The organism is Paraburkholderia yinzeri (assembly GCF_046581065.1).
In the GTDB taxonomy this organism is placed as follows: Bacteria; Pseudomonadota; Gammaproteobacteria; order Burkholderiales; family Burkholderiaceae; genus Paraburkholderia.
Genome location: NZ_JBFOCJ010000001.1, coordinates 193,938 through 215,527, shown reverse-complemented (window position 1 = coordinate 215,527; position 21,590 = coordinate 193,938). Strand labels below are relative to the sequence as shown.

19 protein-coding genes are annotated in these 21,590 nt (G+C 66.8%); 4 read left to right on the top strand and 15 right to left on the bottom strand.

What is annotated here, in order from left to right; translation table 11 throughout:
- Positions 1–6 precede the first annotated feature (6 nt).
- Positions 7–1,233 carry a tRNA 2-thiouridine(34) synthase MnmA gene (mnmA, locus tag WJ542_RS00925; protein WP_411187026.1) on the bottom strand — a complete coding sequence of 409 codons (1,227 nt, stop codon included), beginning with the start codon at positions 1,231–1,233 and terminating at the stop codon, positions 7–9.
- A 14-nt stretch (positions 1,234–1,247) separates the two neighbouring features.
- Positions 1,248–1,775 (bottom strand): NUDIX hydrolase, encoded by a 528-nt coding sequence (locus WJ542_RS00920; protein WP_411187024.1) that lies wholly within the window; start codon positions 1,773–1,775, stop codon positions 1,248–1,250.
- Between the two features lie 267 nt (positions 1,776–2,042).
- On the opposite strand from WJ542_RS00920, the gene WJ542_RS00915 reads away from it, so the two are divergent.
- From WJ542_RS00915 to WJ542_RS00905, 3 genes are read left to right on the top strand one after another with little or no spacing between them, the layout of a single operon-like run.
- Positions 2,043–3,194 (top strand): Re/Si-specific NAD(P)(+) transhydrogenase subunit alpha, encoded by a 1,152-nt coding sequence (locus WJ542_RS00915; RefSeq protein WP_411187022.1) that lies wholly within the window; start codon positions 2,043–2,045, stop codon positions 3,192–3,194.
- A 19-nt stretch (positions 3,195–3,213) separates the two neighbouring features.
- Complete coding sequence (locus tag WJ542_RS00910) at positions 3,214–3,543, top strand: NAD(P) transhydrogenase subunit alpha part 2 (RefSeq protein ID WP_411187020.1); 330 nt, start codon at positions 3,214–3,216, stop codon at positions 3,541–3,543.
- A gap of 14 nt (positions 3,544–3,557) precedes the next feature.
- Positions 3,558–5,012 (top strand): NAD(P)(+) transhydrogenase (Re/Si-specific) subunit beta, encoded by a 1,455-nt coding sequence (locus WJ542_RS00905; protein WP_411190443.1) that lies wholly within the window; start codon positions 3,558–3,560, stop codon positions 5,010–5,012.
- Positions 5,013–5,115: 103 nt separating this feature from the next.
- On the opposite strand, the gene WJ542_RS00900 is transcribed toward WJ542_RS00905, so the two are convergent.
- The 8 genes from WJ542_RS00900 to WJ542_RS00865 form a co-directional block, all read right to left on the bottom strand.
- Positions 5,116–5,802 carry a helix-turn-helix transcriptional regulator gene (locus WJ542_RS00900; RefSeq protein ID WP_411187019.1) on the bottom strand — a complete coding sequence of 229 codons (687 nt, stop codon included), beginning with the start codon at positions 5,800–5,802 and terminating at the stop codon, positions 5,116–5,118.
- 187 nt (positions 5,803–5,989) lie between these two features.
- Complete coding sequence (locus tag WJ542_RS00895; RefSeq protein WP_411187018.1) at positions 5,990–6,379, bottom strand: VOC family protein; 390 nt, start codon at positions 6,377–6,379, stop codon at positions 5,990–5,992.
- Positions 6,380–6,595: 216 nt separating this feature from the next.
- Entirely contained in the window at positions 6,596–7,912 is a 1,317-nt protein-coding gene (locus tag WJ542_RS00890) for a THUMP domain-containing class I SAM-dependent RNA methyltransferase (RefSeq protein ID WP_411187017.1), read from the bottom strand.
- Between the two features lie 75 nt (positions 7,913–7,987).
- Positions 7,988–10,207, bottom strand: coding sequence for a site-specific recombinase (locus tag WJ542_RS00885; protein WP_411187016.1), 2,220 nt, complete (start codon positions 10,205–10,207; stop codon positions 7,988–7,990).
- A 72-nt stretch (positions 10,208–10,279) separates the two neighbouring features.
- On the bottom strand, positions 10,280–10,927 hold the full coding sequence (locus WJ542_RS00880) for a PqiC family protein (protein WP_411190442.1): 648 nt from the start codon (positions 10,925–10,927) through the stop codon (positions 10,280–10,282).
- A 125-nt stretch (positions 10,928–11,052) separates the two neighbouring features.
- On the bottom strand, positions 11,053–12,690 hold the full coding sequence (locus tag WJ542_RS00875) for a PqiB family protein (protein WP_411187014.1): 1,638 nt from the start codon (positions 12,688–12,690) through the stop codon (positions 11,053–11,055).
- Positions 12,683–13,345, bottom strand: coding sequence for a paraquat-inducible protein A (locus WJ542_RS00870; protein WP_411187012.1), 663 nt, complete (start codon positions 13,343–13,345; stop codon positions 12,683–12,685). The genes WJ542_RS00875 and WJ542_RS00870 overlap by 8 nt, the downstream gene beginning before the upstream one ends.
- 10 nt (positions 13,346–13,355) lie before the next feature.
- Positions 13,356–14,147, bottom strand: a complete 792-nt coding sequence (locus WJ542_RS00865; RefSeq protein ID WP_411187011.1) for a paraquat-inducible protein A — start codon at positions 14,145–14,147, stop codon at positions 13,356–13,358.
- A 222-nt stretch (positions 14,148–14,369) separates the two neighbouring features.
- Here WJ542_RS00865 and WJ542_RS00860 point away from each other — a divergent pair, with 222 nt between their 5' ends.
- The gene (locus tag WJ542_RS00860; protein WP_411190441.1) at positions 14,370–14,948 is read left to right on the top strand and encodes a YceI family protein; all 579 of its coding nucleotides are present in this window, start codon (positions 14,370–14,372) and stop codon (positions 14,946–14,948) included.
- 120 nt (positions 14,949–15,068) lie between these two features.
- On the opposite strand, the gene secF is transcribed toward WJ542_RS00860, so the two are convergent.
- The 5 genes from secF to queA form a co-directional block, all read right to left on the bottom strand.
- Complete coding sequence (gene secF / locus WJ542_RS00855; RefSeq protein WP_411187010.1) at positions 15,069–16,019, bottom strand: protein translocase subunit SecF; 951 nt, start codon at positions 16,017–16,019, stop codon at positions 15,069–15,071.
- Positions 16,020–16,036: 17 nt separating this feature from the next.
- Positions 16,037–18,097: a protein translocase subunit SecD gene (gene secD, locus WJ542_RS00850; protein ID WP_411187008.1), complete on the bottom strand. Its 2,061-nt coding sequence runs from the start codon at positions 18,095–18,097 to the stop codon at positions 16,037–16,039.
- A gap of 135 nt (positions 18,098–18,232) precedes the next feature.
- A complete protein-coding gene (gene yajC, locus WJ542_RS00845; protein ID WP_027795805.1) occupies positions 18,233–18,562 on the bottom strand; it encodes a preprotein translocase subunit YajC in 330 nt (109 codons plus the stop codon).
- A 353-nt stretch (positions 18,563–18,915) separates the two neighbouring features.
- Complete coding sequence (tgt, locus tag WJ542_RS00840; RefSeq protein ID WP_411187006.1) at positions 18,916–20,115, bottom strand: tRNA guanosine(34) transglycosylase Tgt; 1,200 nt, start codon at positions 20,113–20,115, stop codon at positions 18,916–18,918.
- A gap of 146 nt (positions 20,116–20,261) precedes the next feature.
- Positions 20,262–21,344 (bottom strand): tRNA preQ1(34) S-adenosylmethionine ribosyltransferase-isomerase QueA, encoded by a 1,083-nt coding sequence (queA, locus tag WJ542_RS00835; RefSeq protein ID WP_411187004.1) that lies wholly within the window; start codon positions 21,342–21,344, stop codon positions 20,262–20,264.
- Positions 21,345–21,590 lie beyond the last annotated feature (246 nt).

Below are 21,590 nucleotides of genomic sequence, written 5' to 3'. Positions count from 1 at the left end.
AGAGGCTTACGCCTTGCTTGCCGCGGCGTCGAGCGGCGCGGGTTGCTTGCCCGGTGTGCCTTGCGTATGCGACTGGGCGCGCCGGGTTCGCTTCGCCCGCACCGGCGCGGGCGGCGGTACGGCCGGGACGTGGGGCTCGAGCGTCTCGACCGCTTCAATGATCCCGCCGCCCAGGCACACGTCGCCATCGTAAAGCACGGCCGACTGGCCGGGCGTCACGGCCCACTGCGCGTCGGGGAAGTGCAGCGAGAACAGGCCTTCGCCGGCTCCACCGAAGGTGCAGCGCGCGTCGGCCTGGCGGTAGCGCGTTTTCGCGCCGCACGCATGGCCTGGGGCCGGCGGTTCTCCCGCCACCCAGCTCACGTTGCCGGCGCGCAGATCGTGCGCGAGCAGCCACGGATGATCGTGGCCCTGCACGACGTACAGCGTGTTCGACGCCATGTCCTTGCCCGCCACGAACCACGGATCGCCGCTGCCGTCCTTGCTGCCGCCAAGGCCTATGCCTTTGCGCTGCCCGAACGTGTAGAACGCGAGGCCGATATGCTCGCCCGCCACCTTGCCGTCGGGCGTCATCATCGGGCCCGGCTGCGTGGGTAGGTAACGGTTCAGGAAGTCGCGGAACGGCCGTTCGCCGATGAAACAGATGCCGGTGGAGTCCTTCTTTTTCGCGTTCGGCAGTCCGATCTGTTCGGCGATCTCACGCACCTTCGTCTTCGGGATCTCGCCGAGCGGGAACATCGTCTTCGAGAGCTGGGCCTGGTTCAGGCGATGCAGGAAGTACGACTGATCTTTCGTGTGGTCGAAGGCCTTCAGCAGTTCGAAACGCCCATTGCTTTCGTTCTGGCGCACGCGCGCATAGTGGCCCGTGGCGATCGTTTCCGCGCCGAGCGACATGGCGTGGTCAAGGAACGCCTTGAACTTGATCTCGGCGTTGCAGAGCACGTCGGGGTTCGGCGTGCGGCCGGCCGAGTATTCGCGCAGGAATTCGGCGAACACGCGATCCTTGTACTCGGCGGCGAAGTTCACGGCTTCGACGTCGATGCCGATCAGGTCCGCCACCGACACCACGTCGATCCAGTCCTGGCGCGTCGAGCAGTACTCGCCGTCGTCGTCGTCTTCCCAGTTCTTCATGAAGAGACCGACGACGTCGAACCCCTGCTCCTTGAGCAGCCATGCGGTGACCGACGAATCGACGCCGCCCGACATGCCTACCACGATCTTGCGTTTGCTCATCTCTCTTGCTGCCTTCAACCTTGAGGACCGGGCTTGGGGTCTGCTTTGGGTCCCGTTTTGGGTCCCGTTTTGGGGCCCACCGCATGCACGTGCACGAAATCGACCGGTACGCGCACGCCCGCGAGGTAATCGTCGACACACTGCATCACGAGCGGCGTGCGGTGACGCTCGGGCACGGCGCGCAGTTCCTCGGCGCTCATCCATACCGTGCGGACGATATCGGGATCGAGCGCGCGGTCTTCGGGCGCAACGCCGACCGTGCCGCAATACGTGAAGCGCAGATAGGTCGCGCCGCTTTCGCCCGGCTTGCCGAAATGCGTCATGTAGACGCCGACCAGCGCTTCGGGCGTGAACGCATACGCGCTTTCTTCCAGCGTTTCGCGCATCACGGCTTCGGCGAGCGTTTCGCCCGCCTCCAGATGTCCTGCGGGCTGGTTCAGGCGCAGGCCGGCCGGCGTGCGCTCCTCGACGAGCAGGAAGCGCCCGTCACGCTCGATGATGGCCGCCACGGTGACGTGCGGGGCCCAGGTGTCCTCGTTCATGGTCCGCCATTTTACCGGGACACGCCTCGCGCTGCTGGCGGCGGGCGTGGCCGGGCAGGCGGGATTACCGTCCGGTCGGTTTATCCGCGGGGGCTCGCCACAGCTCGCGATGGCGCACAACCCCCGGTTTTCTGGGATCGATCCGCCCCCGGCTTTCGGTTAAAGTGGTGCGTCCTTATGCCGTTGCATGAAAAAAGAATACTTGCCGGCGCACCTCGTCGGCCCCCCGAATCTTTACATAGCTGGAAGGTCGAGGAGGATTCAACGATGCATATCGGAGTACCCGCAGAGACGCGGGCAAACGAAAGCCGCGTGGCCGCGACGCCGGAGACAATCAAGAAGTACGTCGCCCAGGGCCACACCGTCACCGTGCAGAGCGGAGCGGGCGCCGGCGCAAGCTTTCCCGACGAAGCCTACAGCGGGGTTGGCGCGCAGATCGCCGATGCCGCCGCCGCGTTCGGCGCCGACCTCGTGCTCAAGGTTCAATCACCCACCGTCAGCGAGCTGCCGTTCATGAAACGCGGCGCCGTGCTCGTCGGCATGCTCGATCCCTTTAATGCGGAAAACGCACAAAAGCTTGCCGAGGCGGGACTGACTGCGTTCGCGCTCGAAGCTGCGCCACGTACCACGCGCGCGCAGAGTCTCGACGTGCTGTCGTCGCAAGCCAACATCGCCGGCTACAAGGCGGTGCTGGTGGCGTCGAACCTCTATCCGCGTTTCATGCCCATGCTCATGACCGCCGCCGGCACCGTGAAGGCCGCGCGCGTGCTGATTCTCGGCGCGGGCGTGGCGGGCCTGCAGGCGATTGCCACGGCGCGGCGCCTGGGGGCCGTGATCGAGGCCTCGGACGTGCGGCCCGCGGTCAAGGAGCAGATCGAGTCGCTGGGCGCGAAGTTTCTCGACGTGCCCTACGAAACCGATGAGGAGCGCGAAGCGGCGCAGGGGGTGGGCGGCTATGCGCGGCCCATGCCGCCGTCGTGGCTCGCGCGCCAGTCGGCGCTGGTCCACGAACGCGCGAAGCAGGCCGACATCGTGATCTCCACCGCGCTGATCCCGGGCCGCGATGCGCCCACGCTCTTGCCCGCCGAAACCGTGCAGGCGATGAAACCGGGCTCGGTGGTGATCGATCTCGCGGCAGGGCGCGGCCCGGTGGCCGATCCGGCGAGCGGGCGGCGCGGCGGCAACTGCCCGCTCACCGTCGCCGACCAGGTGGTCGCGCAGCACGGCGTGCAGATCTGCGGCTACACGAACCTCGCTTCGATGGTCGCCGCCGACGCTTCGTCGCTCTACGCGCGCAACCTGCTCGACTTCCTGAAGCTGATTCTCACGAAGGAAGGCACGCTCAACATCGACCTCGCGGACGACATCGTCGCGGCCACGCTGCTGGCCCGCGACGGGGCCGTGACGAAGAAGGCATGACGAGAAGGAGAACGAATCAATGGAAGTCATCAATCATACCGTCATCAACCTGATCATCTTCGTGCTGGCCGTGTACGTGGGCTATCACGTGGTCTGGAACGTCACGCCCGCGCTGCATACGCCGCTCATGGCCGTGACCAATGCGATTTCGGCGATCGTGATCGTCGGCGCGATGCTGGCCACGGGCCTGACCGTGGGCGGCGCGGGCAAGTTCTTCGGCACGTTTGCCGTGCTGCTTGCGTCCGTCAACGTGTTCGGGGGCTTCCTCGTGACAAGGCGCATGCTCGAGATGTTCCGCAAAAAAGAGCCGAAGAAGCTCCCGGCCTCCGGCAGCAAGGAGGGCGCATGATGGGGCTGAACTTCGTGAGCATGAACGTCGTTACGCTGCTTTATCTGGTGGCGTCGGTCTGCTTCATCCAGGCGCTCAAGGGGCTCTCGAACCCGAAGAGCGCGCGCGCCGGCAATGTGTTCGGCATGACCGGCATGGCCATCGCGATTCTCACCACGATCGCGATGATCGTGAAGGAGTCCGCGCAATTCGGCTCGAATCTGAGCCTGGGTCTCGCGCTGCTCTTTGCCGCGCTCGTGGTCGGCGGCGGGGTGGGCGCCTATGTCGCCGCGCGCGTCGAGATGACGAAGATGCCAGAGCTCGTCGCGGCCATGCACTCGCTGATCGGTCTCGCGGCCGTGTGCATCGCCTATGCGGTGGTCTCCGAACCGGCCGCGTTCGGGCTCGTGGCCGAGGATGCGCCTTATGCGGGCTTCCTGCCGTACGGCAACCGCATCGAGCTCTTCATCGGCACGTTCGTGGGCGCGATTACGTTCAGCGGGTCGGTGATCGCATTCGGCAAACTCTCGGGGAAGTACAAGTTCCGCCTGTTCCAGGGCGCGCCGGTGGTCTACGCGGGCCAGCATCTCATCAACCTGATGCTCGCGCTGGGCATGATCGGCTTCGGGATCCTGTTCTTCCTGACGCAATCGTGGCTGCCGTTCATCATCATGACGTTGATCGCGTTCGCGCTCGGGGTGCTCATCATCATTCCGATCGGCGGCGCGGACATGCCCGTCGTGGTCTCGATGCTGAACTCGTACTCGGGGTGGGCCGCGGCCGGCATCGGCTTCTCGCTGAACAACGCGATGCTGATCATTGCCGGGTCGCTCGTGGGCTCGTCGGGGGCGATTCTCTCGTACATCATGTGCCACGCGATGAACCGCTCGTTCTTCAACGTGCTGCTGGGCGGTTTCGGCGCCGAAGCGGGCGGGGCGGCGGCGGGCGGCGCGCAGGAGCAGCGCCCGGTGAAGTCGGGCTCGGCCGAGGATGCGTCGTTCATGCTCGGCAATGCGGAGAGCGTCGTGATCGTGCCGGGCTATGGCCTCGCGGTGGCGCGCGCGCAGCATGCGCTCAAGGAACTCACGGACAAGCTCGTCGAAAAAGGCGTGGACGTGCGTTACGCGATCCACCCGGTGGCGGGCCGCATGCCGGGCCACATGAACGTGTTGCTGGCGGAAGCCGAGGTGCCCTACGACATGGTGTTCGAGATGGAGGACATCAACAACGAGTTCGGCCAGACCGACGTGGTGCTGGTGCTGGGCGCGAACGACGTGGTGAATCCGGCGGCGAAGAACGATCCGAAGTCGCCGATTGCGGGCATGCCGATCATCGAGGCGTACAAGGCGCGCACAGTCATCGTGAACAAGCGGTCGATGGCGGCGGGGTACGCGGGGCTCGACAACGAACTCTTCTACATGGACAAGACGATGATGGTGTTCGGCGACGCGAAGAAGGTGATCGAGGATATGGTGAAAGCGGTGGAGTGACGGCCGCGTGTCCATCTGGACAAGCCATGCAAGGCGCGCAGCGATGCGCGCTTTTTTTGCGCTGAGCGAGGCGTATCGATGAGCGAGCCGCCGTGTGCCGCGACTAGCGTGAGGGCGCCTTCACACGGCGCATATAGTCGGCGAGCCGGCGGCCGCTGACATCGGGGAACGATTCGAGCACCTCGACCTTGTCCATGCGCGCGATGTCGAAGTTGCGGAAGTCTTCGCGCAGTTCACACCACGCACCCACCGTCCAGCGCGCGCCCCAATAGACGAGCCCGAGCGGCCACACGCGCCGCTCCGTATGGGCGCCGAGCCGGTCGCAGTAGGCGAAGCGCACGACGAGCCGCGTATCGACGGCGCGATGCAGCGCGTCCACTTTCTCGGAGAACGCCCGGTCGACGTGAAACGACGGCACGAACACGGCGAGGCGCTCCAGAACCACCCGCTTGTCCGCGGGCATGGCGGCCGCGATCTTGGCGAGCGAACTGCGCGCCCCGCCCGCGAGCGCGGCACCGCCCCACGATTCGGCCATACGGGCGCCCACCGCGAGCGCCGTGAGCTCGTCGGCGGTGAAGGAGAGCGGGGGCAGGCTCGCACTGCGCGCGAGCCGGTAGCCGATACCCGCCTCACCCTCGATCGGCACGCCAGACAGTTGCAGGTCGCGCACATCCCGATAGACCGTGCGCGGCGACACCTCCAGCCATTCGGCAAGCTGCTGTGCCGTGGTGAGGCGCCGGCCGCGCAACAGCTCGGCAATGCGAAAGAGGCGGTCTGCGCGACGTGACATAGGCAAAAGCGCGTTGGGGGGCAACGAAGTATCGGCGAGAGGGCGGCCGTCTGGCTGGGAGCGGCCGCTGCCGCGATGATAGCGCTGCTCGCGTGAGGGCCGGCGGCCGTGGGCAATGCCCGCAAAGGCGGGCGGGAGCGAGGCCGTTCGTTCGCAAGCCGGCTGCGCCTCCCGCGTGACTCGTGCCTCAGGCGAGCTTTGCCGCGTGCAGCCCTACGCGGTTGCCTTCGGTATCGAGGAAGAAGCCGATGTACCCATAGTTGTTCGGCAACTCGAGCGCCGGGCCCTGCTTCTTGCCGCCGGCCTTCTCGACGCGGTCGAGCACGGCCGTCACGGAAGGCTGTGCGTTCAGGTACACGAGCACGCCTTTCGAATCCGGCTTCAAGTCCTGCGGATTGAAGACGATGCAGCCGCCGGTTTCGGCCTCGTTGTGCGCGAACAGCGCCACCGGCACGCCGCCGAACACTTCGCGCTGCAGCGACGTATCGAGCGCCGTTTCATAGAAGCGGGCGGCGCGCTCCAGATCGTGCGCGGGAATTTCAAACCACGAGATGACACGGGATGCTTCGGTCGACATGATGCGCTCCTCGGATGCGGACTACTGACGGTGGGCAGTGCGGAATCGCCGGATGGCGTAAGGGAAGTGTGCCTGGCTGCTGCTGACAACGTACTGTCAGCAGCGATCGGCGACGATCCGGGAGGCAGGGGTTATTTCTGGAGTGCGAAAATTTTCCGCATGCTGCGCCGGGCACCCCGTGGGGCCCGTTCATAGCACGCGGGCGCTACCGTTCGCTCAGGCGTTGTCGTTCGTCTGCGCACCGCCGTTCGCGGGCCGCTGGCGCACGCTGCCCGCGATCAGGTCGAAGCGGAACAGCCGGCATTCGAGCGCGCCGTTGAAGAGTGGCGTCTTCGCGGATTCGCGCAGTCGCAGTTGCCCCGGCAGCTTGCGGTCCGAAGTCAGCACGAAGGCGCGCCAGCCCGTGAAGCGCTGCTTGAGCGCGTCGCCCAGCGCCTGGAAGAACTCGCTGTCGGGCGCATCGGTCTCGGCACGGCGGAAACCTTCGCCACCGTCGTCGTCCCGGTCGTCGCGCATCGAGCGCGCGGTCGGCCGCGCCTCGCCCCGCGCGTTGCGGCCGCGCACTTCGATCCGCTCGCCGTATGGCGGGTTCGCCACGAGAATGCCGGGCGCGTCGGCGGGCGGCGTCATGTTGCGCGCGTCGATCTGCTTGAGCGGCACGCTGCCGAGCCCGGCGCGCGCGAAGTTGGCGCGCGCTTTCTCCAGCATCACGTCCGAAATGTCGCTGCCGTAAATTTCCAGCTCGCGCGGGCGGCTTTGCGCCGTGTTGCGTGCGGTGTTCGCCTCGCTCTTCAGGTGGCGCCAGGCGGCCGAATCGAACTGCTTGAGACGCTCGAAGCCGAAGCTGCGTTCGAGTCCGGGCGCGATGTCGAGCGCCACCTGCGCCGCTTCGGCGAGGAAGGTGCCGCTGCCGCACATCGGGTCATAGAGCGGCGTGCCGGGCGTCCAGCCGGTCAGGCGCAGGATGCCGGCGGCGAGATTCTCGCGCAGCGGCGCCGCACCCTTGTCGAGGCGCCAGCCGCGCTTGAAGAGCGGCTCGCCCGAGGTGTCCAGATAGAGCGTGCACTCGCCGGCCGTGAGGAACGCGAAGACGCGCACGTCGGGATACGCGGTGTCGATGCTCGGACGCGCGCCGGCCTTCGCGCGCATGCGGTCGCAAATCGCGTCCTTCACGCGCAGCGTCGCGAATTCGAGGCTGCGCAGCGGCGACTTGATCGCCGTGATGTCGACGCGCAGCGTGTCGTTCGCCGTGAACCACTGCTCCCAGCGCTGTCCGGCGGCGAGCGTGTAGATATCCTGCTCGCTGCGGTACGGGCCCTGGTCGATCTTCAGGAGCACGCGGCTTGCGATGCGCGAGTGCAGGTTCGCGGCCATGCCGCCGGCCCAGTTGCCGCGGAAATGCACGCCGCCGGGCACCTCGGCGCCCACCGTGAGCGCGCCGGGCGGCAGGCGCCGCGTGGCGGTTTCGGCCAGTTCGGCGGCGAGCGCGGCTTCGAGGCCGCGCGGGCAGGGAGCAAAGAATTCGAAAGACATGAGGGGAAGGGACGCTGCGGGGAAGGCGCTATTGTACGCGGGTTGCGAGGGTGGCCCGTCCCGGTGGCCGCTTCACTACCTGCTTGAATGCCCCCCGGCTTCGTCCGTGTTCTGCGACGCGCGCATCGGCCACACCAGATCGGCCGGATGTCGCGTGATACGCCGCCAGATCGCGCGCATGATCGGGCGCACGTCCTTGCGTCCGAGGTCGCGCGAACGCAGCGCCATCTGCAGCGCAAATGCGAAGCTGACTGTCACGTTCAGCACCGCCATGCTGGCCACGCCCGCGACGGCCCACCAGAGCTCGCCGGACTTGAGCGTGGCGGTGCCGAGCACGCCCATCGCGACGCCGATCGACCCCGCCGAAAGCGTCACGTGCCGCACCTCGAAATGGAACGCCATCGCCGAGACGACCGCCGGCACAATCCCGAGCATGAGCCCGAGGACGACATTGCCCCACACGCCCGCCACGTTGACGCGGCAAAAATGCGCGAAACGCGCGGCACCCGTGGTGCCGAGCGTCATGCGCAGGCGCCGGTTCCAGGCGAGCGCGTCTTCCACGCGATGCAGGACGAACCAGTTGTCGGCCCAGCCGGAGAACACGCTCGACGCCCACAGCAGCACGCCGGTCAGCGCCGCGTAAAACGGTGTCGGGCCGACGAGCGAGAACGACTGGAGCGTCGCGTGCGCCTTTGCCGGGGAGATCAGGTTGGCGTGGAACAGCCACCCGCACACGAGCTGGATCGCGAGGCAGGCGGGGAACACGAGCAGCACGTTGCCGAGCACGGCCGCCGCCTGGGTGCGGATCAGCGCCACCACCGACGAGACGAAGCGCGTCCGCCCGGCCGGCTCGTCGGCGCCGTCGAGTTCGCGGGCGAGCGTCGGGGCCGTCATGGCGGGCTGCTTGGTGGCGAGCGAGAAGTGGCAGAAGTGCATGACGAGGAAGCTCACCGCGTAGTTGAGCCCCGCGAACACGCCCTCGATCATCGAAGGCAGATGCGCGCCCGTGATGCCGAACTTCACGTACACCGTCACCGCCGTCACGAGCCCGCCGCCGGCGGCCATGCGTAGCATCGTCAGGTATTCGGCACGGTCGCGGGCGATGTAGTGCTCGCCGGTGTCGGCGGAGAGCTCGACTACCTTGCGCGAGAGCAGCGCGAAGTTGCTGCGCAGCAGGTGCGCCACGCTCTGGCTTGCCTGGTTCGCCTTCACGAGGTCCGCGATGAGGCGTGCCTGCACGCGCAGATCGTCGGAAGCCATCCACGCATCGAGCAGCCGCTCCGCGCGCTGCACCCGCATGCGCATGCGCTCGACCTGGAACACCGTATCGACGCGCACGCCGTTGCGGTAGAGGTGGGCGAAGACGTCGTCGGTGGCCTCGCGGCAGCCATCCAGCAGAACGCGCAGCCACGTCACTTCCTGCAGCAGCCGGCCGGGCTCGCCCGCGTCGCGCGCGTTCTCGACGGCGAGCATCGCGCGCGTAAGGCGGAAGAACGGCAGACGTTCGACGGCTACGCGGGCGTCGTCGTCCGACAGGCGGCTGCGCACTGTCGGTGAAAGTCCGGTCGAGCTGATCTGACAGGTGAGGTTATGGAGCGCCGTTAGCAGACCCACGGAAAAATCGCTCGGGCGCAGGTCTGATCCTGCGCTGGCAGTCGAGTCCGGCGCGCCGTCCGCAGGCGCTGCGATACGGGTCTCGCCGGCGGCGGCGAGCGATTCTTCCGCAGCCTGCTCTTGCGGCTCGGCGATCAGCGTCTGCAGGCGGCTCAGCAGATCGAGCGGCAGCGTGGCGATCCATTCGGGATCGTGCGCGGCCGGAAACATCAGCGCGACGAGCGCCGCGAGGTCGCGGCGATTCGGCGCGGGTGGAATCAGCTGCGCCTGGATGCGCTCCAGGAGCGAACCGACCAGACCCGAATGTACCGGCATGCCGGCGTCGCACAGGAGCGAAATGCTGTCGGTCTCGCGCAGCAGCTCGCGCACCATCGCGCCGACGTTCGCTTTCCACGCCGGATTGCGGTCGAGCACGTGCAGCAGGTAGCGCACGCGCGCGTGCTCCGGCGGAGCGCGGTGCGGCGTGCCGGGCGCGGCGTCGGCGGCGTCCGCGGCGCTCGCCATGGCGTCGAGCTTGCCGCCGCGGTGGATCCAGTGCGCGAGCTCGATCAGCCAGTCGCTGCGCTCCGCGTAGGGGGCGTCGGCGTCGGCGTCGGCGACCGCGAGCAGCGCGTCGAGTTGATGGCCGGCGCTGCGCGAGGCGCGCCATTTTTTCCAGAGGGTCTTGAACGTGCGGAACATGGAGGATGAACTGGTGCGCCGGCCCCGCACGGCGGGCGCAGGGCGGCGCCGCGCGGGGCCTGGCGCAGAGGGTCAGCCGGCGCCGGCGTCCGTTGCTGCGGACGGGCACGGAATGCCGGTCGCCGGCGTGGGACGATAGTCGGACTTTTTGCCGCCGCCCGCTGACGCGACAGGCCGCGGCGCGGCCGCGACCGCCCGCACGCCGCTCGAAATCGCCGTCGAAAGCGCCTCGACCGCGCGCCGGTGCCCGGCAACGAGCGCGTCGTAGCCGGTACCAACCGGTTCGTCGAACACGCTGCGGCAGGTCATGACCGTTTGCGTGGCGAGCGAGCGCACGCTCCAGACGGCGTCGATGAGCGCATGCGAGTCGGGCCACGACTCGAAGCGCTGTACCCTCACGCTCACGCGGTACACGGGCGCGCCGGCGGGGTACGGCGAGCCGTACACGTCGATGGTGCCGAGCTGCTGCGTGAGGTCGCCTGACAGCGCACGGCGGATCTCGTCGCCGGGCATCGACGACCAGCGCCGTTCTTCGAGCACCTTGACCTGACTGTCGCTCGTCTGCACGACGAGCTGTGCCTTGGCCACTTGCGGCGGCACGTCGATCGGCGGGAGCTCGATCAGCCAGGCCGGATTGGCGGCTGGCGTGGTGCGCGCGGCATCGCCGGTCGGGCTCAGCGTGTAGAACTGGCTGGGAGGCGACGCGCAGCCGGCCAGCATGGCTGCCGTAGCGGCGAGCGCCAGTGCGGCCCGGCGAGCGCCAGGCACGGCGCGCGCGGGGTGGCCGGCGGGTTGGCCGGCGGGGTCGCCAGCCGCGGCGGCGCGCTTGAGAAGCCGGTCGACCGTCATGGGTTATCTCCTGATTTGCCGCGCAAGAGCGATTCGGGGTGGCGTTCCAGATAATCGGACAGCGCGTTGAGCGACTGCAGCGTGCGTGTCAACTGCTGCATCGCCTCATGCACGTCCGATTGCAGCGGCGAATCCTGCTGCAGGGTCGACTGGGCGGCGGCGAAGGTCTTCTGGGCTTCGTCGAGCGTGCCGCGCATCTGCGGCAGGATCTCGTTGTTGACCTGGGCAAAGAGCTGGTTCGCGCTCTTGAGCGAGTCGTTCAGATTCGTGCCGATCTGGTCGAACGGAATCTTGTCGAGCTTCTTCGCAATGTCGGCCACCTGCAGCTGCAGTTCTTCGAGCGAGTTCGGGATGGTGGGCAGCTCGATCGGGTCGCGGTCGACATTCGCCGTGGCGGGCGGGGCCTTCGGGAAGATGTCGAGCGCCACGTAAAGCTGACCCGTGAGCAGATTGCCCGTGCGCAACTGGCCGCGCAGTCCGCGCTGCACGAGACGCGTGAGCAGCTCGCGGCCCTCGGGCGTATGCGGCGCCGGGCTATCGCCATGTATGCGACGCGAGAGGCGCATCGGATACAGGTCGATCGTGACCGGCATCGCGAAATTGTGCTCCTTCGGGTCGTATTCGATGCCGATATCGGTGACCTGGCCCAGCACGATGCCGCGGAAGTCCACTGCCGCGCCCACCGAAAGGCCGCGCAGCGACTGGTTGAAGTACATGACGACGCGTACCGGCGTGCCGTCGGGCTCGCGCATGGCATCGGATTCGTTGTCGGCGAGGGTGAAGGTGGCGTTTTCGGGGGCTTGCGGGCCCATCGCCTTACCCGGCGGCGCCTGGAACGCCAGCCCGCCCACCACGATGGTCGCGAGCGACTGCGTGTCCACCTTGATGCCGCTGGAATCGAGCTGCACGTTCACGCCGCTCGCGTGCCACCAGCGCGTGTTGGTGCCGACGTACTGGTCGTACGGCGCGCTGACGAACACCTGCACGGTGACGCCCGTGCCGTCCTGATCGAGCGAGTAGCCCGTCACCTGGCCCACCTGGATGCGCCGGAAGAAGATGGGCGTACCGATGTCGAGCGAGCCGAGCGTGTCGCTGTGCAGCGTGTAGCGGTGGCCTTTCTCGTCGATCGTGACGGCAGGCGGCGCTTCGAGCCCGACGAAGTCGCTGGCCGTCTCCTTCGAGCGCCCCGCGTCGGCGCCGATATAGGAGCCCGAAAGCAGCGTGGAGAGTCCCGACACGCCGCTTGCGCCAATGCGCGGGCGCACCACCCAGAAGCGGCTGTCTTTCACGGCGAACGCTTCGGCGTCCTTGGTCAGCTCGATGGTGGCCAGCACGTGCGAGAGGTTCGGCGCGAGCTTGACGGCGCGCACGGAACCGATGTCGACGTCCTTGTACTTCACCTTGGTCTTGCCGGGCTCGAGGCCTTCGGCGCTCGCGAAGCTGACCGTAATGGTGGGACCGCGCGTGGCCACGGATTTCACCACGAGCGCGACGCCGATCAGCGCGGCGACGAGCGGCACGATCCAGACGAGCGAGGGCAGCCAGCGCTTCGGCTTGACGATCTCGGGCTCGGGCAGCTCGGGCGGGAGCGGGCCGCCCGCGGAAGGCGGGTTCGGTCCTTTCGGGTTATTCATGGGGGCGATCCTGAGAGTATTGCGTTGGCTTCTGTTTATCGTCGTCCACGGGGTCCCAGATCAGACGCGGGTCGAACTGCATCGACGCCAGCATGGTCAGGATCACGACCGAGCCGAATGCGATCGCACCGGGGCGCGCCGTGATCACGGCCAGCGACTGGAAGCGTACCAGCGCAACCGTCAGCGTGACCACGAAGATGTCCAGCATCGACCAGCGGCCGATGAACTCGACGATCCGGTAGAGCTTCGAGCGCTCGACGGGGCGCCAGGTCGAACGGCGCCCTGCCGTGAAGGCGAGCAGGGCGAGGACGAAGAGCTTCAGCATCGGCACGAGTATGCTGGCGATGAACACGATCACCGCGAGCGGCCACGAGCCCGAGGTCCAGAAGTACACGATGCCGCTCATGATCGTGTCGTCCTCGTCGCCGACGAGGGAGGCCGTGTGCATGACCGGCAGCAGGTTGGCCGGGATGTAGAGCACCGCCGCGGCGATGAGCAGCGCCCAGGTGCGCGAGAGACTGTCCGGATGGCGCTCGTGCAGCCGTGCGTTGCAGCGCGCGCAGCGCGGGTGCGCGGCCGAACGCACGTGCGGCTGCACGTGCCCGCAGGAGTGGCAAGAGACTAAGCCGGCCTCCGTAGCGGTCACATATTTCATTGCGGACCCCTTAGTGTGGAGACGAGCCCGAAGGCTTCGGATTGGCGCGCGGCTTGGGCGCGGACGGATCGTGGATGTCGGGATCGGCGAGCTGGCCTGGGCCGGGCGGCGCGGCCGCATGGCCCACACCGTCGCCGGGCGCCGGCGCGCGCGCCTTCTGCCCCCTGCCGGTCCGTGTGCCGGCGTGCCGGCTCCGCTCGCGCAGCGCGTCGGCGATGTCCCAGAGCGTTCGGGCGTCGAAGGTCACGACGACGGTGAACATGAGCGTCAGCGCACCGAACGCGAAAAGCGCCGTTTCGGGAATCACGCGCGCGAGACTCACCATCTTCACGATCGTAATCAGGACTCCGAGCATGAATACTTCGAGCATGCCCCAGGGGCGCACGAACTCGATCGCGCGCAGGACCCGGTTGAACCCCGGTGGAATGAAACCGCGCCGGATAGGCAGCAGCACGTAGAGCAGGGCGACGAGTTCGGTGAGCGGAAAAAGGATCGTGGCGCAGAACACCATGACCGCGATGATCTGCATGTCCTCGCCCCACAGGACGATCAGTGCGCCGAACAGGCTCGATTCCGACACAATGCCGTTCGCATCGAGCTCGATGATAGGAAACGATTGGGCGATGACGAACGTGATGAGCGCGGCGAGCGTCATCGCGCAGATGCGGTCGAGCTGCGCCGCCCCGCTGTTGTAGAGGAGCGCGCCACAGCGCGAGCAGCGGGCGGTTTGCCGGCCGAGCAGTTGGGGCTTGCGGTAGAGCGCGTCGCATTCGTGACACGCGATCAGTGAGTCCTGGGCCATACGGGCAGATGACGCAAAACGACGTGAACGGGGACGGGCAACGCTGCCGCGTGCGACCGGGGAAACACGACGGCTGTGCGCCATGTTACCAAACGCGGGCCGGCGCTGCGGTATCTTGTGACCTTCTTGCATCCAGTTTGCGCCGCTCGCTGACCAGGCTCCTGGTGGCGCGGCGGAGCGCTTGATCTTTACCCAGCCGTCAAGGAGACATTTGTGAATACGATGCTACGCGTGACCGTAGGGGCTGTTGCCGTATGCGCGGTGTCGCTGGCCGCCCCGGCCATGGCCGCCGACACCTATCAGCTCGATCCGAACCACACCTACCCGAGCTTCGAGGCCGACCATTTCGGCGGACTCTCGGTCTGGCGCGGCAAGTTCACGAAGACCACGGGCACGGTCACGCTGGACCGCGCCGCGAAGACCGGTACCGTGGACGTCACGATCGATCCGGCCTCGGTGCAGACCGGCAATCCGGAGCTGGACAAGCACGTCGCCGGGCCGGAATTCCTCGATGCCGCGAAATACCCCACGGCGACCTACAAGGGCACGCAGATCGTTTTCGACGGCGACACGCCGAAAGAGGTGATCGGCACGTTCACGCTGCACGGCGTGACCCGGCCGCTCAAGCTCGAGATCGAGTCGTTCAAGTGCATGCAGCATCCCATGCTCAAGCGCGAGGTGTGCGGCGTGGAAGCCGAGGCCGAATTCAACCGCGACGATTATGGCGTGGACTTCGGCAAGCAATACGGATTCAAGATGGCGACGAAGCTGCACATCCAGGCCGAGGGCATCAAGCAGTAACGGGCGCTGTCCTCATCGGAAGGCGACGCCGGGGCTGGGGCGAAAAAAAAGCCGGTTCGCGTGAGAACCGGCTTTTCACATGCTGCGCTTGCGAACCTTCGCGGGAAGCGGGGAACAGGTTCAGACCTGCGCCCCGGCGTTCGGATCGTTCGGATCGTACTTTTCCTTCTTGTCCTTCAAGAGGTCTTCGCGCTTCACGCCGAGCCACATGGCGAGCGCCGCCGCGACGAACACCGACGAGTAGATGCCGAACAGGATGCCCACTGTCAGCGCGAGCGCGAAGTAGTGCAGCGTCGGACCACCGAGGAAGAACATCGACAGCACCATCATTTCCGTACAGCCGTGGGTGATGATGGTTCGCGACATCGTGCTCGTGATGGCGTGGTTGATCACCTCCACCACGGTCATCTTGCGCTCGCGCCGGAAGGTCTCGCGAATCCGGTCGAAGATCACGACCGATTCGTTCACCGAATAGCCGAGCACCGCGAGCACCGCCGCGAGCACGGAAAGCGAGAACTCCCACTGGAAGAACGCGAAGAAGCCGAGAATGATCACGACGTCATGCAGGTTCGCGATCACGCCGGCCACGGCGTACTTCCACTCGAAGCGGAACGACAGGTAGATGACGATGCCCACCACCACGCAGGCGAGCGCAAGCAGCCCGTCGGTGGCGAGTTCCTTGCCCACCTGCGGGCCCACGAACTCGACGCGCTGCAGCTGGACTTGCGGGCTGTCGGCCTTGAGCGTGGCCATCACCTGGTCGCTCTGCTGGGCCGAGGAGAGCCCCTGCTTGAGCGGCAGGCGGATCAGCACGTCGCGCGAGGTGCCGAAGTTCTGCACCTGGGCGTCGCCGTAGCCGATCTTCCCGAGCGAGTCGCGCACCGGCTGGAGGTCGAGCGCCTGCGGATACCGCACTTCGATGACCGTGCCGCCCGTGAACTCGATCGACAGATGCAGACCGCGGTGCACGAGGAAGAACACGGCCGCGATGAAGGTGATGAACGAGATCGCGTTGAAAATCAACGCGCGCTTCATGAACGGGATGTCTTTGCGGATGCGGAAAAATTCCATGATTCCTGTCCTCCGTATCAGCGGGACGAACCGGGGTTGCCCGGTCCGCTCGATCCGTTTCTGCGGCGCACGACCGGCTTGGCGCGCGCGGCGCCCTTGCTGGCCTTCGCCGCGCTTTTTTCCATTTCACGCGGCCTCGCCGTGCCGCTGGCCGCCGTGATGGCGCGGCCCGTGTCGGTGCCCATGTCGCCCTGGCTGAGCGCCGGGGCGCCCGCCATTTCCGGCGCTGGACGCCACACCTGGCCCACGGCCAGCGACTTGAGCTTCTTCTTGCCGCCGTACCAGAGGTTCACGAGGCCGCGCGAGAAGAACACGGCCGAGAACATCGAGGTGAGGATGCCGATACAGTGCACCATCGCGAAGCCGCGGACCGGGCCCGAACCGAACGCGAGCAGCGCGAGACCGGCGATGAGCGTGGTCACGTTCGAGTCGAGAATGGTGGCCCAGGCGTGCGCGTAGCCGTTCTGGATCGCAAGCTGCGGCGGCGCGCCGTTGCGCAGTTCCTCGCGCACGCGCTCGTTGATCAGCACGTTGGCGTCGATCGCCATACCGAGCGCGAGCGCGATAGCCGCGATGCCGGGCAGCGTGAGCGTGGCCTGCAGCATCGAGAGCACGGCGATCAGCAGCAGCAGGTTCACCGAAAGGCCGATCATGGAAATCAGGCCGAACAGCATGTAGTAGGCGATCATGAACACGGCGATCGCGGCGAAGCCGTAGAGCACCGAGTCGAAGCCCTTCTGGATGTTCTCGGCGCCCAGGCTCGGGCCGACCGAGCGTTCCTCGATGATGTCCATCGGCGCGGCGAGCGAGCCTGCGCGCAGCAGCAGCGCGAGGTCGGCGGCGGCCTGCGGCGTGGGCTGACCGGTGATCTGGAAGCGGTCGCCCAGTTCCGACTGGATCGTCGCGACCGTCAGCACCTCGCCCTTGCCCTTCTCGAACAGCACCATCGCCATCGGCTTGCCGATGTTGTCGCGCGAGACGCTGGCCACGGCGCGGCCGCCCGCCGAGTCGAGGCGGAGGTTGACCGACGGGCGGTTATGCTCGTCGAAGCCGGCCGACGCGTCGATGATGCGGTCGCCGGTGAAGATCACCTGCTTCTTGAGCCACACGGGCGCCTGGTTGCCCTGCGTGAACAGCTCGTCGCCCGGCGGCACCGGCGCACCCGGGTCCGGATGCAGGCCGAGCGGGTCGGCGAGGCGCGCTTCGAGCGTGGCCGTGCGGCCGATGATGTCCTTCGCCTTCGCGGTGTCCTGCACGCCCGGCAGTTCGACCACGATGCGGTCGTCGCCTTGCTGCTGGATCACGGGCTCGGACACGCCGAGTTCGTTCACGCGGTTGTGCAGCGTCTGGATATTCTGCTTGAGGGCCGCGTCCTGAACCGCCTTCTTCATGGCCGGCGAGAACGTGCCCACGAGCTGCACGCCGCCTTCCGGCGCGTTTTGCGTGGCCCACTGGAGTTCGCTCACGCCGGTGGCGAGTGCCTTCTGCGCGTCGGCGGCCACCGACGGATCGGCGAAGTCGATCACGACCGACTGGTCGACGCGGTTCACGCCGCCGTCGCGAATGTACTTGTCGCGCAGGAGCGTGCGGGCGTCGGAAGCGTCGGAGTCGAGCTTCTTGTTCAGCGCGCCGTTCATGTCGACCTGGAGCAGGAAGTGCACGCCGCCGCGCAGATCGAGGCCGAGGTACATCGGCAGCGCGTGCAGCGCCGTCAGCCAGTGCGGCGAGGCGCTCTGCAGGTTCAGGGCGACGACGTAAAGCGGATCGGTCGGGTCGGGATTGAGCGCCTTCGTGAGCGCGTCTTTCAGGCGCAGCTGCGTGTCTCCGTTTGCGACGCGCACGCGGATGTTCGCGTTCATCGTCGAGTTGTCGAACGTGACGTCGTCGGCCTTGATGTTGTTCGCGGCGAGCGCGGCTTCGATCTGCGCGAGCGTGTCGCTGTCGAGCTTGACCGTGGCCTTGCCGCTCGACACCTGGACCGCGGGCGCTTCGCCGAAGAAATTGGGCAATGTGTACACGAGGCCGATGGCAAGCGCCACGACCATCACGACATATTTCCAGAGGGGATAACGGTTCATTGGTTGACCCAACGGGGGAGGGGAAGGGCCTTCGCGATGCGGGCGCGTCCGGCGGGGCCGCTTCTGCGGCGCGGTGCCGGACGCGTGGGGCCGCCTGACAGAGTGCGGCGGCCGGTCATGTTCGCGTGCGAGGGCTTACAGCGACTTGATCGTGCCCTTCGGCAGGATCGTCGACACCGACGACTTCTGCACGGTGACTTCGGTGCCGTCCGACACTTCGACGCCGACATACGCTTCGCCGACCTTCGTCACCTTGCCGACGATGCCGCCGCTGATGATGACTTCGTCGCCCTTGGCCATGGCCGCGAGCATGTTGCGGTGTTCCTTCTGGCGCTTCATCTGCGGGCGGATCATGATGAAGTACAGCACGGCGAACATCAGGATCAGCGGCAGGAAGCTCATCAGGCTGGATTCCGCGCCACCTGCTGCGGAGCCTTGTGCGAAGGCATTGGAAATAAACGACACGTTGGTCTCTCCGTTTATACGATCGGTACGATCAAAAATCGAGCCGGTTATTCTACCACCGGCGCAAGTCGTGACGGCGACGCGAAATGTGCTTTCCGATCAAGCTGTTAATGAGACTTGAAAGGAACTTGCACGCATTTCCCGGGCATTTCGCGCTGGATTTCGAATGGTTCTTCGGGGCCGTTGCGGTCCCCGGTGTGGCCCCGTTGTGGCCCCATTCGACGCTCCGGGCCGCCGTTTCGGAAAGTGGATTGTAAAGTCTGGCCGAGCTTAACCTGCGCCGACGGCCGCCGCCATCAGACAACTTCCAAACGGCGCGTCTTGCGCGGCCCGCTCGGGCGGGCGCCGCGCGGTCAGTCCACCCCGCGCGCGCGGTTCTCGTGGAAGCGCTGGCGGAACGCGGCAAAAGACTTCGTCTCGATCGCCTTGCGAATCTCGCCCATCAGTTCGAGGTAGTAGTGCAGATTGTGGATCGTGTTGAGCTGCGCGCCGAGAATCTCGCCAACGCGATGCAGGTGGTGCAGGTAGCCGCGCGTGAAGTTGCGGCAGGTGTAGCAGCCGCACTGCTCGTCGAGCGGGCGCAGCGAATTGCGGTGCACGGCATTGCGGATCTTGACGTCGCCAAAGCGCGTGAAGATCCAGCCGTTGCGCGCGTTGCGCGTGGGCATCACGCAGTCGAACATGTCCACGCCCGAGGCCACGCCCGCCACCAGGTCCTCCGGCGTGCCCACGCCCATCAGGTAGTGCGGCTTGTCGACGGGCAGCTTCGGCGCGATGTGTTCGAGCACGCGCATCATGTCTTCCTTCGGCTCGCCCACCGAAAGACCGCCGATCGCGTAGCCGTGGAACGGCATCTGCGAGAGGCCCGCGAGCGATTCGTCGCGCAGGTCCTCGAACATGCCGCCCTGGACGATGCCGAACAGCGCGTTCGGATTGCCAAGACGGTTGAATTCGTCGATCGAGCGCCTGGCCCAGCGCATCGACATGCGCATGGAGTCGGCGGCTTCCTGGTGCGTGGTCGGCACGCCGTTCGTCGCATAGGGCGTGCATTCGTCGAACTGCATGACGATGTCCGAATTCAGCACCTTCTGGATCTGCATCGACACTTCGGGCGAGAGAAACAGCTTGTCGCCGTTCACGGGCGAGGCGAAGCGCACGCCGTCTTCCGAGATCTTGCGAAGGTCGCCGAGCGAGAACACCTGGAAGCCGCCCGAATCGGTGAGGATGGGCCGGTTCCAGCCCATGAAGCGGTGCAGGCCGCCGTGTGCCTCGATCGTCTCCAGGCCCGGGCGCAGCCAGAGGTGGAAGGTGTTGCCGAGGATGATCTGCGCGTGCATCTCTTCGAGCTCGCGCGGCTGCGTGGCCTTGACGGTTCCGTAGGTGCCCACGGGCATGAAGATCGGCGTTTCCACGACGCCGTGGTTCAGCGTGACGCGGCCGCGGCGCGCGAGGCCGTCGGTGCCGAGCAGTTCGAATTTGAGGCCATTTTGGGGGCGTTCGCCCAGGTACGCGCCGTGTTCGGCGCGCGCGTTCGTTTGATGACCGTCGGTCATGCGTTGACTCCTGTGCCACCGGAAAATGCTTTGCATGGGACCGGAGTATGCGCTAAAGCGCCAACTCCGGATCGCAAGTCCGGCGCAGATGGTGAAACGCCGCCGCGCGCTCGTTGTCTCGCGCGACTGCATGGGAAAGGTGCGTGTTACTTGTTGAGCGCGTCGTCTGTTCGGGTCAGCAGCATGGCGTCGCCGTAGCTGAAGAAGCGGTAGCGCTCCTCGATCGCGTGACGGTACGCCGCGCGGATCGTCTCGACGCCCGCGAACGCGGAAACGAGCATCAGCAGCGTCGATTTCGGCAGGTGGAAATTCGTCACGAGCCGGTCCACCACGCGAAACCGGTAGCCCGGCGTGATGAAGATATCGGTTTCCGCCGAGGTCGCAGCCAGCGCGCGGCCTTCGTGCGCCGCGTCGCGCGCGGCAGCTTCGAGCGCGCGCATCGAGGTCGTGCCCACGGCAATCACGCGGCCGCCGCGCGCGCGCGTGGCCGCGATCTTGTCCACGAGCGACAGCGGCAACTGGTACCACTCGCTATGCATCTGGTGCTCGGCGATGTTCTCCACCCGCACCGGCTGGAATGTGCCCGCGCCGACGTGCAGCGTGAGGGTTGCGCGTTCGACGCCCATTGCGTCGAGTCTCGCCAGCAACGCCTCGTCGAAATGCAGACCGGCCGTGGGCGCCGCGACCGCTCCCGGATTCTGCGCGAACACGGTCTGGTAGCGCGTTTCGTCGGTCGAGTCGGCGTCGTGCGTGATGTAGGGCGGCAGCGGCAGGCGGCCGTGCGCTTCGATCAGCGTGAGGCAGTCGTCGGGGAAGTGCAGCGTGTAGAACGGTTCGACGCGCTCGCCCACCGTCACGTCGAAAGCGTCGGCCAGACGCAGCGTTGTGCCGGGGCCGGGGCTTTTGCTCGCGCGGATCTGCGCGAGCGCCGTGCGCGCGCCGGTCAGGCGCTCGACGAGCACTTCGATCTTGCCGCCGCTGGCCTTCTGGCCGAAGAAGCGCGCCTTGAGCACCTTGGTATCGTTGAATACGAGCAGGTCGCCCGGCGCGATGCATTCGGGCAGCTCGGCGAAGTGCCGGTCGGTGAGGCGCGGGGGCCGACCTGGTGACGGTGGTAGCGGCGCGCGGTTGTCGACCTCCAGCAGACGGCTCGCGCTGCGTTCGGGCAGCGCCGTCTGCGCGATCAGCTCGGCGGGGAGGTCGAAATCGAAATCGGAAAGCTTGAACATGCGGCCTGATGAAACAGATATGCAACGGAAGTCTGGCGTTGGGCGGGCGGCGGCCCCGGACGGCGCGCTCGATGCCCGAGGCGTTTGCCTTCGGCCCCGAGCGCCGGCTGGCGGCCGATCCCGGGCCGGAATGCCCGGTGGCGCGCTTGCGCAACCCGGTTGCATGGGACCGGAGTCAGCGTTGAGGCGCTAACTCCGGATCGACAACCGCTATGATTGCGGGACCGCCCCGGCCGGAACGGCAAG